Annotated in this window: 5 protein-coding genes; 3 read left to right on the top strand and 2 right to left on the bottom strand. The window is 71.0% G+C overall.

The genetic code is table 11. The features are described from left to right. The first annotated feature begins 144 nt into the window (after positions 1 to 144). Positions 145 to 444, top strand: coding sequence for a hypothetical protein (locus tag FHY06_RS26690; protein ID WP_184606870.1), 300 nt, complete (start codon positions 145 to 147; stop codon positions 442 to 444). Between the two features lie 117 nt (positions 445 to 561). Here the strand turns inward: FHY06_RS26690 and FHY06_RS26685 are convergent, their stop codons facing one another. Together FHY06_RS26685 and FHY06_RS26680 are read right to left on the bottom strand one after the other, a co-directional pair. Beyond that, complete coding sequence (locus tag FHY06_RS26685) at positions 562 to 2,922, bottom strand: sensor histidine kinase (RefSeq protein WP_184606869.1); 2,361 nt, start codon at positions 2,920 to 2,922, stop codon at positions 562 to 564. 19 nt (positions 2,923 to 2,941) lie between these two features. Further along, the gene (locus FHY06_RS26680; RefSeq protein WP_132752597.1) at positions 2,942 to 3,778 is read right to left on the bottom strand and encodes a helix-turn-helix domain-containing protein; all 837 of its coding nucleotides are present in this window, start codon (positions 3,776 to 3,778) and stop codon (positions 2,942 to 2,944) included. A gap of 234 nt (positions 3,779 to 4,012) precedes the next feature. On the opposite strand from FHY06_RS26680, the gene FHY06_RS26675 reads away from it, so the two are divergent. Together FHY06_RS26675 and FHY06_RS26670 are read left to right on the top strand one after the other, a co-directional pair. Then, positions 4,013 to 12,085: an SdrD B-like domain-containing protein gene (locus tag FHY06_RS26675; protein WP_184606868.1), complete on the top strand. Its 8,073-nt coding sequence runs from the start codon at positions 4,013 to 4,015 to the stop codon at positions 12,083 to 12,085. Further along, positions 12,082 to 16,404, top strand: coding sequence for an OmpA family protein (locus FHY06_RS26670; RefSeq protein WP_184606867.1), 4,323 nt, complete (start codon positions 12,082 to 12,084; stop codon positions 16,402 to 16,404). The genes FHY06_RS26675 and FHY06_RS26670 overlap by 4 nt, the downstream gene beginning before the upstream one ends. Positions 16,405 to 16,414: the final 10 nt, after the last annotated feature.

Genomic DNA, 16,414 nt, shown 5'->3' with positions numbered 1-16,414 from the left:
GCATCACGGTGTGGTGTGGTGTGGTGTGGTGCGATGCGGTGCGGCGTGCGCGCCCTGGCGAAGTCGGGTGCAGATGGTGTTCCAGGACCCGCACGACAGCCTCGATCCGTCGGGCATTTCGGTCAGCTCATCGGCAACACCGACATGCACGACGGCAATCTGTCCTTCCAACCCGTTCGTGTCGACGGCCAGGCCACGCTGCAGCTCGCCCCGATCTACGACATGCTGCCCATGACCTACGCCCCCGTCCGCGGCGTGGAACTGCCCGCGAGAACCTACGCCCCGCAACTGCCTCTGCCTTCCGAGAAGAGCCTTTGGCAACAGGCGGCACGCGCCGCCATCGCATTCTGGGAGAGCGCGGAAGCCGACGAACGAATCAGCGCCGAGTTCCGGGAGAAATGCGCTCAGAACTCGCGAATCCTCGAAAGGAGCAGCCGCGTCTGATATGGCAGACGGCCACGGGCGCTGGCGGATCAAGCCGGCACCAACGGAGCTCCCGGTCGCCGGGACTGCGCAGCGGCACGAGCCCCTGCGGTTCAACGACTCACGCCGATGAACCCGTCATGCAACCGTGCCCGCCGCGGGCGTGGCGCGCGCCAGCAGGCGGATGTGTTCGAAGTCGAGCTGGTTCAGCGCGTGCCGCACCGCTTCGACCAGCGCGGCATGGCGGGCATCGGCTGCGAGCCTGTCGGCCCAGTCGTGAAGGTCGCTCCAACGGCCGTCGCGCGCGAGCGCCTCGAGCTCGTCGCGCACCGTCGCAGGCAGCGGCGCGATGGCGGGCACCGGCATTCGACGCGGCTGGGTGTGTGCGGCCGCGTGCAGGAGCGGCAGCGCGGGGCTCTGCAGCGGCTTCGCGATGGGGGGCACCAGTTCCTTCGGCGCCTCCTTCACGATCACCGAGAAGCGCACGCGCGTGCCCAGGTTGCGCCGGCTTTCCAGCTGCAGCCGGCCGCCCATGTGCTGCACGATGCGCCGCGCGATCGCCAGGCCGAGTCCGTGGCCGCTGGAGCCGGGCGCACCCTGCTCGAAGGCCCGCATGATGCGAGCCTGGTCTTCCTTCTCGATGCCGATGCCGTTGTCCCACACGTCGAATTCGAGCCGCCATGAGTCCTCGCGCGGGCGCGCCTGCACGCGCAGGCCCATCGTGCCGTCGCGCGTGAACTTCGCCGAGTTCGACAGCAGGTTCAGCAGCAGCTGCTGGAAGCGCTTGCTGTCGAGGTACACGGCCGTGGGCAGCGCGCCCAGCACGTCGAGCTCGAATCGGTTGTGCTGGCGCTGCGCGAGCGTGTCGGCGTACTGCGCGATGTCGTCGATCAGCGCGCGCAGGTGCACCGGCTTCGCCTCGAACGAGAAAGGCAGCAGCTCGCTCCTGGCGTAGTCCAGCAGATCGTCGATGAGCGCGAACTGATAGGCGGCGCTGCGCTCGATGGCCTGCAGACGTTCGGGCGGCGCACTGCCCTCCTCGCCGAGCCGGCGCACGTTGCCGATGATGGTCGACAGCGGCGCGCGCAGGTCGTGGCTGATGTAGGCGAGCAGCTGGGTCTGCTCGCGCGACTGCTGTTCGGCCTGTTCCAGCGCCGCGTTCAGCGCGCGCGTCTTGCGCTCCACCTCTTCGCGCAGCCGCTGCTGCTCCTGCGCCTGCCAGTGCGCCAGCGCGCGCTGGGCGGAATGGCGTTGCCACGACAGGTGGTGCGCCCAGACCGCCAATGCCACCAGGCCGAGCAGCAGGCCCGGAAATCCAAGCGCATAGGCGTCGAATCCGCGCACCACATGGGCAGGCGCCACCAGCTCGACCAGCCGCAGGCACACGCCGACGGCGACGATGCTCATCACCGGAAAGGCCAGCCGCCCGCCCGGCCCCGAGCGGCGCATGTAGAGGAAGGCGCTCACGGTCAGCGAGACCACCACCAGCGGCGCGCTGATCGTGCCCGCCGTCGCGAAGAGCGGGTAGGAGCCGAAGAGCGTGCCCAGCACCACCACGCATTGCCCCGCCGCGAGCCCCAGGAGCCACGGCAGCGCGGGCACGCGCACCGGTCCGCGGCGCGAGAGGGTGTACAGGTAGCACATCAGCGAGAGCACGCAGCAGCCCGCGGTGACGCCGGCCGCGCGATAGCTCCACTCGATGCTGTCGGGCCAGAGCGCAAGGCGCGCGTAGCCGCGGTAGGTGCTCTCGTAGAGCGCCACGAGCGCGAAGCCCAGGCTCTGCAAGGCCATCGCGAGGTTGCGCGAGATGACCCACAGCGACAGCGAGTACACCGACAGCACCAGCAGCCCGCCGATGAGAAGGCCGTCGATCAGCGCATGGCTGCTTTCCGACGCGCGCCAGGCGTCCGCGGAATACAGCCTTGGCGCGAGCTTCACGCTGCTGCCCGTGCGCACGCGCACCAGCACCCGCGCCTGTTCGCCGGGGCGCAGGTCGAGGTTCAGCGTGGGCACCCGGTCGCGGTCACGTTCGCGGGCGGCGCTGGAGCGCACCGACACACCCGTGCGCTCGTGCGTCCAGCTGGCCCAGCCCGCGAGTTCGCGGCGGACGTGGAAATCGACGTGCTGCAGCCAGGTGGCATCGAGCACCAGCCGCAGCGGCTGGATGGTGGTGCTGCCGTTCACCACAGTCAGCCGCAGCCAGAAGGCCGATCTGGAGAAGCCCGGGCGCATGCGCGCTGCGCTGCCCGGCTGGAAGCCCTCGGGCGAGCCGTCCTGCAATGCGTCGACCTCGTCGAACGTGAGTTGCGCGCCGGGGTCCTCGAACACTTCGACGCGCGTGTCGAGCACGATGGGCCAATGGGTCTCGTCGTCGATGCGCAGCGCGTCCGCCCAAGCGGCAGGCAGCGCGATCAGCCAGAGGACGGCGTACAGCAGGAGCGCGCGGACGCCGCGAGTGCCGTGAGTGCAGCAAGCGCCGCGAAGGGCCCGGGTGGTCACCGCCTTGGCCGTTGCCGCGTCAGGCCGAGGGCACTGACGGTGGCGCGACCGGCGCCAGCCTGGCCTGGCGGAACGCGCTCGGCGTGCTGCCGAAGCGTTCGCGGAACGCGGTCGAGAAATTGGCCGCGCCCGAGAAGCCGACGGCCAGGGCCACTTCCTCGACGCTGAGCGCGGAGCTGGCCAGCAGCCGCTGCGCCTCGGCGAGCCGCGCCTCGCGCACGAACTCGAACACCGTGCGGCCGGTCTGCTCCTTGAACACGCGCGACAGGCGCTTCTCGTGCGTGCCCACGCTCGCGGCCAGCGCAGGCAGGGCAGGCACGTTCGCGAGGTCGGTGCGCACCAGCCGTTCGACCGCGCGCGCCAGCACGCGGTCGGCGTGGTCGGCGGCGGGTTCGCTCCTGGCGTGCTCCAGCGCGCTCTCGGCCTCTTCCATGCAGGCCTGCACCTGCTCTCGGCAGCTCGCGAGCGCCAGGTGCACGGCCACGCGCGCCAGCACTTCGGCCGGCTCGAAGGGCTTGAGGATGTAGTCGACCGCGCCTTCGCGCAGGCCGGCGAGGCGCTCTTCCACCGAGCTGGAAGCGGTCACGAAGATCACCGGGATGCGCGCGGTCGTCGTGTCGGCCTTCAGCAGCCTGCAGGTGGTGAAGCCGTCGGTGGCGCCCATTCGCACGTCGAGCAGCACGAGGTCGGGCTGCAGCGCGGTCGCCCGGCGGTAGCCCTCCAGCGCGTCGAACGCCAGGCTGATGCGATGCCCGGCCTCGCGCAACACGCCGAGCAGCAACTGCAGCTCTTCGATGTTGTCGTCGATGACGAGGATGTGCGCGCGCCGGGGCGGCGTTGTCGACCAGTAGGACATGGGCGTCGAGCGTAGGAGTGCGCCGCCAAAAAACAGCGTGAATTAGTTCACATTCAGTTCACATTATGTTGCATTGGTAAACAAATGTCATTACTGGCAAAACTTTCGTCCTGAACCGCAAAGGCGCCCAACGGGGTGGCGCCGAAGAATCCCGCCCTTTCCGGAGCACCTGCCGCCTTCACGGCGCCACAAGAGAAACGGTGCCCGGTCCACAGAGCCATCACGAGGGACGGGATGTTCAGGACCCCATCGAATCTGTCGCGGGCGCAGGGCCGCCGCGACGTGTCTTCCAACGCGCGCCTGCGGCACGGCACCTGGCGCCGCCGCCTGGCGCGCCTTGCCGCCCCTCTGGCAGGCCTGCTGCTCGCCACGGCGGCGCACGCGGTGCCGCAGGTGTCGAGCCTTGTGCACGCGCCCGACATCCTTCCCGCCGGCGGCACGGTGACGAGCACCGTCACGATCGCCGAAAGCGACAGCCTGCCGATCGACGCGCCGGGTGCGTCGTTCACCTACACCATCCCCGCCAACTCGATCTACATGGGCACCGGACCGGTGCCCGTGGGCAGCTGCTCGGCGACCATTTCCGAGGGCACGGCCGGTCCCGGCACGCTGACCTGCTCGGGCATCACGCTGGCCGCGAACCAGCTGCGCGACTTCCAGGTGCTGCTGCGCACGGTCTCGCAGGGCACGCTGAGCGTGACCGCCACGCCCAGCGGCGGCGGCTCCAGCGAGACCAAGACGATCACCGTGAACCAGGGCGCGGACATGGCGGTGGCCATCAGCGCGCCGGTCAATGCGCCGAGCGGCTCGACGGTGCCGATCGTCTTCACGGTCACCAACAACGGTCCCGACACCAGCACGGGCTCGACGCTGACCTACCCGATTCCCACCGGGCTGTCGGTGGTAGCCGGCAGCCTCCCCGCTGCCTGTTCCATCACCGGCAGCGAGCTGCGCTGCAACGTGCCCGCCACGCCGGCCACCGCCGGCAACAACACCCGCACCTACAGCATCAACGCCGTGGTGACCGCGGGCGCGGGTTCCACCGTCACCCACCAGCCGGCCGTTACCGCGGTGGGCTCGGTGGGCGACGGCGTTTCCACGAACAACAGCGCCACCGCCAACACCACCGTGACAGCGGGCTACGTGCTCGCCATGTCCAAGAGCCATGACGGCGGCCAGCTGCTCGTCGGCCAGCACTTCAACTTCAGGCTGAGCCCGAGCTTCAGCGGCAGCCCGCCCACCGGCGTGACGCTGAGCGACACCATCCCCGCCAACTTCGCGATCCAGGCGCTGCCCGCACAGTCCACCGGCTGGACCTGCTCGGTCAGCGGCCAGACGGTGAGCTGCATGCGCAGCAACATCGGCGGCAACAACGGCGCGAGCGTGGCGCTCGGCGACATCGTGATCCCGGTCATCGCCATGACGGCCGGCACCGGCATCGTCAACGAGGCCACCGTGAGCGCGACCGGCCCCATCGCCAACTCGGCCACCGGCAGCGTGCCGGCCGACGTGGCGGTCTCGGCCACCGACTTCCGCGCCGACAAGCGCCGCGGCTGGCCGCAGAACAACGTGCCGCTGGGCCAGGCCTTCGACTACCAGGTCGGCAGCACCAACCTCGGCAGCACCCGCCTGCTCGCGGGCAGCACCATCCAGCTGGTGGACGACCTGCCGGCCGGCGTGCAGATCAACAGCGTCACGCAGCGCGACGGCTACACCTGCACGGTGACCAAGGGCGGCGCCACCGTCACGCCGACGCCCGCGACGCCGGTGCCCGGTCCGGCCACAGTGACCTGCACGCGCACGCTCTCGACGGACATCGGCGTGGATACGTCCAGCGGCAACAGCGCGCGCAACGGCGGCTACATCATCGTGAACGCCACCATCCCGGCGCTGCCTTCGGGCGGCGGCCAGATCGTCAACACCATGTGCGTGAACGTGGCGCTGCCCGCGGCCGCGCCCACGCTGGGCGCCGACCCCGACGCCAACACCGGCAACGACTGCGTGAGCCTGGGTACCGGCGTGAACGACAACGCCACCGCCGCCGACGTGAAGGTGCTCAAGCGCGTGGTGGGCATCGGCGACAGTGCGGGCAACCGCCAGATCGTGGGCCAGGACGTCACCTGGCAGATCGAGGTGGTCAACGCCGGCCCCTCCGAGGCGCAGAACGTGGTCGTCACCGACAACTTCGCGCAGGTCATCGGCGCAGGCACCGTTTCGCAGACGCCCAACGGCGGCACCTTCGCGGGCACCTGCGCGCTGCCGGCCAACGGCAGCGGCTTCGGCCAGGCGTCGCTGTCGAACTGCACGCTGTCGACCCTGCCGGTCTGCCGCGCGAGCACCGACCCCGCCAGCGCCCTGCCGCTGTGCCCGGTCATCCAGGTTGTCACGAAGCACTACGGCGATGGCGCTTCGGCCACCGACCACGGCTTCCAGATCAACAACACCGCCAATGCACTGGCGACCACGCCGGCCGACCCGGACCTGGCCAACAACAACGGCAGCACCACCGCCTACCTGCTCGCGCGCACCGACGTGACGGTCACCAAGTCGGCCAGCCCCGCCTCGGTGCCCGTGGGCCAGATGCTCACCTACACGCTGACGGCACGCAACCAGAGCCTCGCGCAGGGCAGCCTCAGCCGCGCCTACGACGTGCACGTGGTCGACACGCTGCCGGCCAACCTGATGTTCATCTCTGCCACTCCCTCGGGCGGCGGCAGCTGCAGCACGAAGCCGAACACCACGCAGCCCACGGGCACCGGCACCACCAACAACCAGCTCGAGTGCGCCTGGACCTCGCTCGACCGCAACGTGCAGCAGACCGTCACGGTGCAGGTGCGGCCTCTGTACGTGCTCAACGGCTCCACGGTGACCAACAACGTGCGCGTCTCCACGGCCACGCCCGAGATCACCACCGCCAACAACGACGCCGCCGCGCCGGCGACGATCACCGCGCCGGTGTACGACCTCGTCGTCACCAAGCGCGACGACGTCGACCCGGTGAACGTGGGCGACGACGTGGGCTACACCATCACGGTGTCGAACAACAGCGCCTCGACGGCGGAAGACGTGCGCATGGTCGACACGCTGCCGCTGCCGGGTCCGAACGGCGAGCTGCCGCCCACGCTGGTGTCGGTGGCAGCCCCTGGCGGCACCACCTTCGCCCTGGCCAGCGGCGCCGCGATCGGCTCGGCCGGCGGACAGATCGTCTTCACCATCCCGACGCTGGGCGGCTCGGGCGCCACCGCCACCGGCGAACCCAACACGCTGCAGTTCCGCGTGGTGCTGCGCGGCGTCTCGCGCGGCACCTTCCAGAACAACGCCAAGGTCGATTTCTTCGACGCCGCGCGCAATGCGTTCGACACCGTCCAGGGCAACAACGCGGTGGCCGAGAACACCACCTTCCGCTTCAAGGCCGACGTGCAGGTGGTCTCCAAGGCCGCCGTCATGGCCGGCACCGCCACGCCGGTGACCACCGTGTCCTCGGCCGTGCCCTTCGACTGGCTCGTGCAGCTGCGCAACAACGGCCCCGACAGCGCCGAGACCACCAGCTTCACCGACACCCTGCCCGCATCGCTGGTGCTGGCCGGCCCGCCGGTGTTCACCGTGACCGGCGGCAGCTTCACGCCCGCCGCGCCCACCTGCACCGGCACGGCCGGCAGCACCGCCGTGAGCTGCGCCATCACCTCGATGCCCGCCAACGGCACGGCCACGGTGCGCATTCCGGTGCGCTTCAGCGGCGCGGCGCCGGCCAACGGCACCGTGCTGACCAACCGCGCGCACATCGTCACCACCGGTTCGGGCGACACCAACGGCGGCACCGACCCGAACGGCGGCAACAACTTCAACGACGGCAGCGTCACCGTGCAGAACAGCGCGCTCTCGGGCCGCGTGTACGAGGACCTCAACGGCAACGGCCTGATCGACGGCGGCGAGCCCGCCATCGCCGGCGTGACCATCCGCCTGAGCGGCACCGACAGCTCGGGCAACCCCATCGCCCTCACGACCACCACCGATGCCGGCGGCAACTGGAGCTTCACCGTGCCCGCCGGCACCTACAGCGTGGTGGAGGACCAGCCCGCCGCGTACCTGCCCGGCATCACGCGTGCCGGCACCGTCAGCGGCGCAGGCAGCGCGCCCGGTACCGTGCCACCGGGCACCGGCAACGGCCCGAACGGCTCCAACGCCAACCGCATCGACAACATCGTGCTCGGCACGGGCGGCGCTTCCAGCGCCAACAACTTCGGCGAGGTGCGTGCATCCAGCCTGGCCGGACGCGTCTACCACGACGCCGACTACAACGGCTCCTCCAGCGCGGGCGACCCCGGCATCGCCGGCGTGACGGTCACCCTCACCGGCACGGACATGTACGGCAACCCGGTCTCGCTGACCACCACCACGGCGGCGGGCACCGGCAACTACGCCTTCAACAACCTCACGCCCGGCAACTACACCCTGACCGAGACGCAGCCGGCCGGCTTCGTCGACGGCGCCGACGCGGCCGGCTCCGCGGGCGGCACGGCGGGCAACGACGTGGTGAGCGCCATCGCGCTGGCTTCCAACGTGAACGGCACGGGCTACAACTTCGGCGAGCAGCTCACCCGCATCACCACGCGCGTGTTCGTCGACGGCAACAACGACGGCATCCCGCAGGCGGGCGACACCGGCATCCCGAACGTCGAGCTGCGCCTGACGGGCACCGACGCCGCGGGCAACCCGGTGAACATCCTCGCGGTGGCCACCGGCACGCCGGGCGCCTACGAGTTCCGCAACGTGCCTCCCTCGGGCGCGGGCGGCTACACCATCACCGAGACGCAGCCGGCCAACTACGCCCCCGGCAAGGCCAACAACAACGGCCAGCCCGGCACGCCCCAGGGCGGCGGCAACGTCATCACCGGCGTGACCGTCTCGGGCACCAACGTGCCGTCGACGCAGGGCGAGTACTGGTTCGGCGAGCTGCTGCCCGGCGGCATCTCGGGCCGCGTGTACTACGACCGCGACGGCAACGGCGCACAGGGCGCACCGGCCACCGAGCCGGGCCTGGCGGGCGTGACCATCACGCTCACCGGCACCGACATCAACGGCCAGGCGGTGTCGCGCACCACCACCACCGACGCCAGCGGAGACTACAGCTTCCCGAACCTCGCACCGGGCAGCTACACCGTGACCGAGGCGCGGCCCGCGGGCTACCTGCCCGGCATCACGCGCGCCGGCACCGTCAGCGGCGCGGGCAGCACGCCGGGCTCGGTGCCCACCAGCGGCAGCGGCGTGACCAACGGCCCCAACGGCTCGACCGCGAACGTGATCCAGAACATCGTGCTGGGCGCCGCGGGCGCAGGCTCCGCCGGCAACAACTTCTCGGCCGTGAAGCCCGCGAGCCTCTCGGGCTACGTGTACGCCGACGTGGCGCCTTCCAACGGCACGCGCGACACCGGCGAGCCCGGCATCGCGGGCACCACCATCCGCGTGACCGGCACCGACTTCCAGGGCAACGCGGTCGACCGCACGGTGCAGACCGCCGCCGACGGCCACTACCTGGTGGACGCGCTCACGCCCGGCACCTACCAGATCGACGAGACGCAGCCCGCCGGCGTGGCCGACGGCCCCGAGTCGCTCGGCACCGTGGGCGGCGCGCCGCGCGGCACCGCCAACCCCGGCGGCACCAACGACCGCTTCGGCGGCCTCGCGCTGGTGTCGGAAGACGCGGGCATCGACTACAACTTCGGCGAGCGCGGCGGCCAGATCGCGGGCTGGGTGTACGTCGACACCAACAACGACGGCGTGCGCCAGCCCACCGAGGCCGGCATTCCGGGCGTGACGCTCACGCTCACCGGCCACTCCGCCAGCGGCCTCGCGGTGAACGCCACGGTGGTCACCGACGCCAGCGGCCGCTATGTCTTCACCGGCCTGCTGCCGGCCGACGCCGCGGGCTACACCATCCGCGAGACGCAGCCCGTGACCTACGCCGACGGCCTCGACGCCGTGGGCACCGTCGAGGGCGCGGCCACCGGAACGCTGGGCAACGACGTCATCAGCGCCATCGCGTACCGCGGCGGCAACGGCGACAACTACAACTTCGGCGAACGCGGCGCATCGCTGGCGGGCACCGTCTACAACGACGCCAACCGCAACGGCAAGCGAGAGCCGCAGGACCTGCCGATCGCCGGCGTGACCATCACGCTCACCGGCACCGACGCGGCCGGCCAGCCGGTGACGCGCACCGCCTTCACCGACGCCAACGGCCGCTACGAGCTGCCCGGCCTGCCCCTGCCCGGCAGCGGCGGCTACACCGTCACCGAGACGCAGCCGAGCGGCTACGACGAAGGCATCGCCATCCCTGGCACGCTGGGCGGCACCGCGCAGGGCACCAACCAGATCCGCGTGAGCTTCACGGGCCTGGAGGCCAACGGCACCGGCTACGACTTCACCGAGCACAGCAACCAGCCCGCATCGCTGACCGGAACCGTGTGGTTCGACCAGAACCACAACCGCAGCCGCGAATCGGGCGAGGGCCAGGGCGAAGGCTGGACGGTGGAGCTGCTGCGCTGCGCCGACGGCGGCAACGCCTGCGCCGAGAACGCGGCCACCGTGCTCTACACCGTGACCACCAATGCCGACGGCAGCTACCGCTTCGGCGACCTCACGCCCGGCGAATACCGCGTGCGCTTCCGCGCGCCCGACGGCCGCGTCGTGGGCGGCGTGTGGCCGACCGATGCCGCGCAGAACGGCGCCAACGGCCCCTACCCGACACCGGCTCCGAGCGATCCGCGCTTCAGCATCAAGGTGCGCGTGACCGCGGGCGCCAACATCCAGAAGCAGGACCTGCCCTACGACCCGGGCGGCGTGGTGTACGACAGCGTGAGCGGCACGCCCGTGCCCGGCGCCGTGGTGAAGCTGGTCGGCCCGCCGGGCTTCGACCCAGCGCAGCACCTGCTGGACGGACGCGACAGCTACACCACCGGCGCCAACGGCTACTACGACTTCTTCGTGCTGCCGGGCGCGCCGGCCGGCGAGTACCGCCTGGTCGTCACCCCGCCGGGCGCCTACCTGCCATCGACGATGTACCCGGCGGCGGCCGGCGCGCTGGGCACTCAGTCGTGCGCGGCGCCCGCCAACGGACCGGCGCCCGCGCAGACCAACCCCTGTGTGGTGAGCCCCGGCGCGGCACTGGTGCCGGGCGCGGGCTACTACCTGGTGTTCAACATGCCGGGCGGCGGCGGCCAGCACGTGGTGGCCAACAACATCCCGCTCGACCCGTCGAACGCCACGCTCATCGAGCTGCGCAAGACCACCTCGAAGCTGACCGTGAAGAAGGGCGAGCTGCTGCCCTACCGCATCACGGCGCGCAACACGCGAAGCACCACGGTGCCGGGCGTGGCCGTGGTCGACACGCTGCCGCCGGGCTTCCGCTACATCCAGGGCTCGCTCAGCGTGCGCACCCTGCCCGGCGGCGTGGCGCTGCCCGTGATCCCGCAGGTCAACGGCCGCCAGGTCGTGGTGCCCGGCCAGAACTTCGCGCCCAACGAGACCAAGGAATACCTGATGGTCGCGGGCGTGGGCGTCGGCGTGGGCGAAGGCGAGTTCGTCAACCAGGTCGTCGCCACGCAGGGCGTGGGCGGCCGGACGCTGTCGAACCTGGCCACCGCCGCCGTGCGCGTGGTGCCCGACGCCCTCTTCGACTGCACCGACGTGATCGGCAAGGTCTACGACGACAGGAACGCCAACGGCTACCAGGACGACGGCGAGCCGGGCCTGGCCAACGTGCGCATCGCCACCGTCAACGGCGTGCTGGCCACCACCGACGCCGAGGGCCGCTACCACATCGCCTGCGCCGCCATTCCGAAGGAAGGCACCGGCAGCAACCTGGTGCTCAAGCTCGACGAGCGCACCCTGCCCTCGGGCTATCGCACCACCAGCGAGAACCCGGCGGCCGAGCGCGCAACGCGCGGCAAGGTGCTGAAGATCAACTTCGGCGCCACCGTTCACCGCGTGGTGCGCCTCGCGCTTCAGGGCGCGGCCTTCGACGACGGCGCCGCCACGCTGCGCGCCGCCTTCGCAGGCGAGCTCGACCGCACGGTGGCCGTGCTGGCCGAGAAGACATCGGTGCTGCGCCTGGCCTACAAGGCCGCGCCGGGCGAGCCCGCATCGCTGGGCCGCGACCGCACCGACGCGGTGAAGGCCGCGGTGCTCTCGCGCTGGAAGCAACTCGGCGAGCAGCGCGCTTCGCGCAACGAGCCGCCGCTCTTCAACCTGGACGTCGAGATCGAGCTGGTGCCTGCCGCCGCCCCCGAAGGGGAGGCCAAGCCATGACGCGAGCAAAAGCCACCGCCGCCATGACCCGCCCCCAGACACCGAACCCGATCGAGCGAGCCGACATGAGAAGAAGAAACAGCAAGACGCTGCCCAAGCGCATGGCCCTTGCGAGCGCCGTGGCCGCCGCCTGCTTCGGCATGGGCCTGGCCGCCGCGCAGGAGACCGCAGTGCGCGGCCGCATGCTCGACCATGCCGCGGCAGACCCGCGCGCGGTGGAGATCGACGGCGCGCGCCGCCTGCCGCGCAGCAGCGAACGCGAGCTGCCCAAGGCCACCTTCGTGCTCGGCGACGAGCACGCGGTGCCGGCCGCGCCGGCTGCATCGCCAGTCGCCGCGCCCGTCGAACGCAGCGACGCCAGCACGCCGCATTTCGATTCCGGCGCCGATGCACTCTCCCCCGCCGACCGCGCGCAGCTCGACCGCATCGCCGAACAGGTGAAGGGCCGCGACGGGCTGCGCTTCGAGATCGTCGGCCACACCGACACGCAGGCGCTGAGCGCGAAGTCGCGCGAGCGCTTCGCCGACAACCACGCGCTGGGTCTGGCGCGCGCGCAGCAGGCCGCGCGCCATCTCACGCAACGCCTCGGCCTGCCGGAGACGGCCGCGGTCGCGAGTTCTCGCGGTCCCGACGCGCCCGTGGCCACGCCCGCCGGCGACCCGGCCAACTGGGCCGCCAACCGCCGCGTCGAGGTGCGCGTCTACTGGCGCGACGCCCCCGTTGCGGCAGCGCCGGTCGCCGCGCCGGCCGACCCCGGCGTGTGCCGCACCTTCACCGCCTTCGGCACCGACGACGCGCCGCTGCGCCTGAGCGTGGATGGCCAGCTGCTGTCGCCCGACGGCAAACAGCCTTCGGCAGACGGCACCACCAGCGCCGACCGCCAGCGCTGTGTCGACGTTCAGCTCGAGCGCAACCAGCTGCGCCTGCAGTACGACAACCTCTCGCAGCCGCGCCGACTCAGCGCCAGCGCCTGGCCCACCACCGTGGTGGCCGGCGACACGGTGCGCTTCGCTGGCTACAGCAACTACCTGCTCTTCACCTCGAAGGCCGAGCTGCGCGTGTACACCGCCAACGAGGCGATGCAGCGCCGCCAGGTCGCCACCGTGCCGCTGGATGCCGGCCTGCGCGGCGAGTGGCAGGTGCCCGAGGGCCTGCTCGACCGCCTGCCCGAAAGCGCGAGCGGCAAGCTCTACTACCGCGTGCGGGTCTACGACCGCCAGGGCCGCTTCGACGAGACCGACGACCTCTCGCTCACGCTCGTGAAGCGCCACAAGCCCGAGACCGGCACGCCGCCCGACCCGGCACGCGAGCTGCTGCGCGGCTACGGCCAGAACAACATCGCCATCGCCAACATTCCGCTGAGCGCGGGCACCGTCACCGCCAGCGGTGCGGCCATCCGCCCCGGCGAGAGCGTGCGCGCGCTGGGCTTCGCGGTGCCGGTGGACGAGAGCGGGCGCTTCGTGTTCCAGCAGCTGGTGCCGCGCCGCGTGCAGACCGGCGAGATCGCCGTCACCGATGCGCAGGGCGCCACGCGCATCTACCGGCGCGACTTCGACCTGCCCACCAGCGACTGGTTCTTCGTGGGCCAGGCCGACCTCACCGTGGGCAGCAACAGCGTGAGCGGTCCGGCCGCGATCATGACCAACGACAAGAACCGCTACGGCGGCGGCGGCTGGAGCGAAGGCCGCATCGCCGGCTATGCCAAGGGCCAACTCAACGACCGCTGGACGCTCACGGCCAGCGTCGACACGGAAGAACGCCCGCTGAAGGAGCTGTTCCGCAACCTCGATCGCAAGGACCCGACCTCGCTCTTCCGCCGCTTCGACCCCGAGGACTCGTGGAGCACCTTCGGCGACGACTCCACCACCGTCGAGGACGCGCCCACCCAGGGCCGCTTCTACCTGCGCGTGGACGACGGCCGCTCGCAGGCGATGTGGGGCAACTTCAAGCTCAACTTCGGCGACACCGAGCTCACCCGCGTGAGCCGCGGCCTCTACGGCTTCCACGGCCGCTACCTCGGCGAGGAGTCGACCTCCTTCGGCGAGGCGCGCCTGAAGGTCGACGCCTTCGCGGCCGAGCCCGGCACGCTGGCCGCGAGAGAAGAGTTCCGCGGCACCGGCGGCTCGCTCTATTACCTGCGCAACCAGGACATCACGCGCGGCGCCGAGCGCGTGACGCTGGAGATCCGCGACCGCGACTCCGGCCTGGTGCTCAAGCGCACGCAGCTCGTGCCCACCACCGACTACGAGATCGACTACCTGCAGGGCCGCGTGCTGCTGTCGGCACCGCTGCCCAGCCTGTCGGACGACGGCTCGCTGGTGCGCGCGGGCGGCTTCACCGGCATGCCGACCTACCTGGTGGTGGACTACGAATACACACCCCTGGCCACCTCGCTCGACACGCTCGCCGTGGGCGGCCGTGTCTCTTGGTGGGCCAACGACAACGTGGGCGTGGGCGTCACCGCCTCGCGGCAGGATCAGATCGGCGGCGACCAGCGCCTGGCCGGCGTGGACCTCACGCTGCGCAAGACCGAGAACACCTACCTCAAGGGCGAATTCGCGCGCAGCCGCGGGCCGGGCACGACCCAGCTCGACTCGATGGACGGCGGCTTCAGCTTCACAGGCCGCAACGGTTCGCTGACCAACGGACCGGGCAACGGCTTGGGCAACGGCCCCACCGGCAGCGCCAACGCCTGGCGCCTCGAAGGCCAGGCCGACCTTGGCGACTTCGACATCCGCGGCGGCGGCCGCGTGAGCGCCTATGCGCAGTCGCGCGACGCCGGCTTCTCGGCGCCGGGACAGTACGCGAGCAACGCGACGCGCCAGGTCGGCGTGCAGGCCACCGTGCCCTTCGGCGAGAAGGCGGAGAACGGCGAACTGCGCCTGAAGGCGGACCGCCGCGACGAACAGAACGGCTACAACAGCAGCGTGCTCGACGCGCAGTACTCGCTGGCGCTGTCGCCCGAGTGGAAGCTCGGCCTCGGCCTGCGCTACGACGACAAGACCGGCGACGCGCTCATCACCAGCCCGTCGCTGCCGACCACGCAGGCGGTATCGGGCGAGCGCGCCGACGCGGCCGTGCAGCTCGAATACACCGGCGCCGACCGCTGGAGCGCCTACGGCTTCGCGCAGAAGACGCTGCGGCGCACCGGCACGCGGCTGGAGAACGACCGGCTGGGCTTCGGCGGGCGCTACCGCGTCAACGACAAGCTGGCACTGCGCGGCGAGCTCTCCACCGGCGACGGCGGCCTCGCGGGCAAGGCCGGCGTCGACTACCAGTACGACGACCGCTCCAGCGTCTACATGACCTACGTGTCGGACACAGGCCGCACCGACGAGAACCTCATCGGCCGCGGCGGAAGCCTGGTGACCGGCGTGCGCTCGCGCGTGGGCGACGGCCTCACGCTCTTCACCGAGCACCGCCAGGCCACCGGCGCGCAGCCGGGCCTCACGCATGCCTACGGCGTGCAGTACGCGCCCGACACGCACTGGACCTTCGGCGTCAACTTCGAGAACGGCTGGGTCGGCGCCGAGACGCTCGGCGCCACTCGCCGCCAGGCGGTGGCCTTCACCAGCGGCTACTCGAGCGAACGCCTGAAGTACAGCGGCGGCCTCGAATACCGCAAGGACCGCACCACCGCCGAGACCCGCACCAGCTGGCTGGTGAAGAACTCCTTCAGCTGGAAGGTGGACGACGACTCGCGCTGGATCGGCAAGTTCAACTGGGCCGACAGCGACAGCACCACCGGCACGCTGGCCGCGGCCAAGTACACCGAGGCGATGCTGGGCTACGCGCTGCGCCCGGCGCTGAACGACCGACTCAACCTGCTGTTCAAGTACACCTACCTGTACGACCTCTCGTCGCCCGGCCAGGTGGTCTCCGGCGGCGTCGATTCCACCCTCGGCACGGTCTCGACCACCGGCATCGACTACCAGCAGCGCAGCCACGTCTTCGCCATCGACGCCACCTGGGACCTGAGCGAGCGCTGGACCCTGGGCGGCAAGTACGCCTGGCGCCGCGGCGAACTGCGCGCGAGCCGCGACAGTTCCGCGCCGTGGTTCAAGAGCTCGGCCGAGCTGGCCGTGCTGCGCGTCGACTGGAAGCTGGTGCGCAACTGGGACTGGATGCTCGAATGGCGCACCCTGCGCGCCAGGGAACTCAAGGACCGCAAGAGCGGCTGGGTCACCGCCGCCTACTACCACGTCAACGAGAACCTGAAGGTGGGCATCGGCTACAACTTCACCGACTACTCCGACAACCTCACCGACATGAGCTACCGCAGCAAGGGGTGGTTCCTGAACGTGCTGGGCAAGTTCTGAAGGAGCGAGC

Origin of the sequence: Variovorax atrisoli (assembly GCF_014195185.1) — a bacterium.
Classification (GTDB): domain Bacteria; phylum Pseudomonadota; class Gammaproteobacteria; order Burkholderiales; family Burkholderiaceae_C; genus Variovorax; species Variovorax atrisoli.
This window is presented reverse-complemented; position numbering and strand designations above follow the sequence as displayed.

What these genes read in the sequence shown, in the direction of transcription:
- FHY06_RS26690 (WP_184606870.1), top strand. Translation starts at nt 145, where the DNA reads ATGCACGACGGCAATCTGTCCTTCCAACCCGTTCGTGTCGACGGCCAG.
- FHY06_RS26680 (WP_132752597.1), bottom strand. Translation starts at nt 3,778, where the DNA reads ATGTCCTACTGGTCGACAACGCCGCCCCGGCGCGCGCACATCCTCGTC.
- FHY06_RS26675 (WP_184606868.1), top strand. Translation starts at nt 4,013, where the DNA reads ATGTTCAGGACCCCATCGAATCTGTCGCGGGCGCAGGGCCGCCGCGAC.
- FHY06_RS26670 (WP_184606867.1), top strand. Translation starts at nt 12,082, where the DNA reads ATGACGCGAGCAAAAGCCACCGCCGCCATGACCCGCCCCCAGACACCG.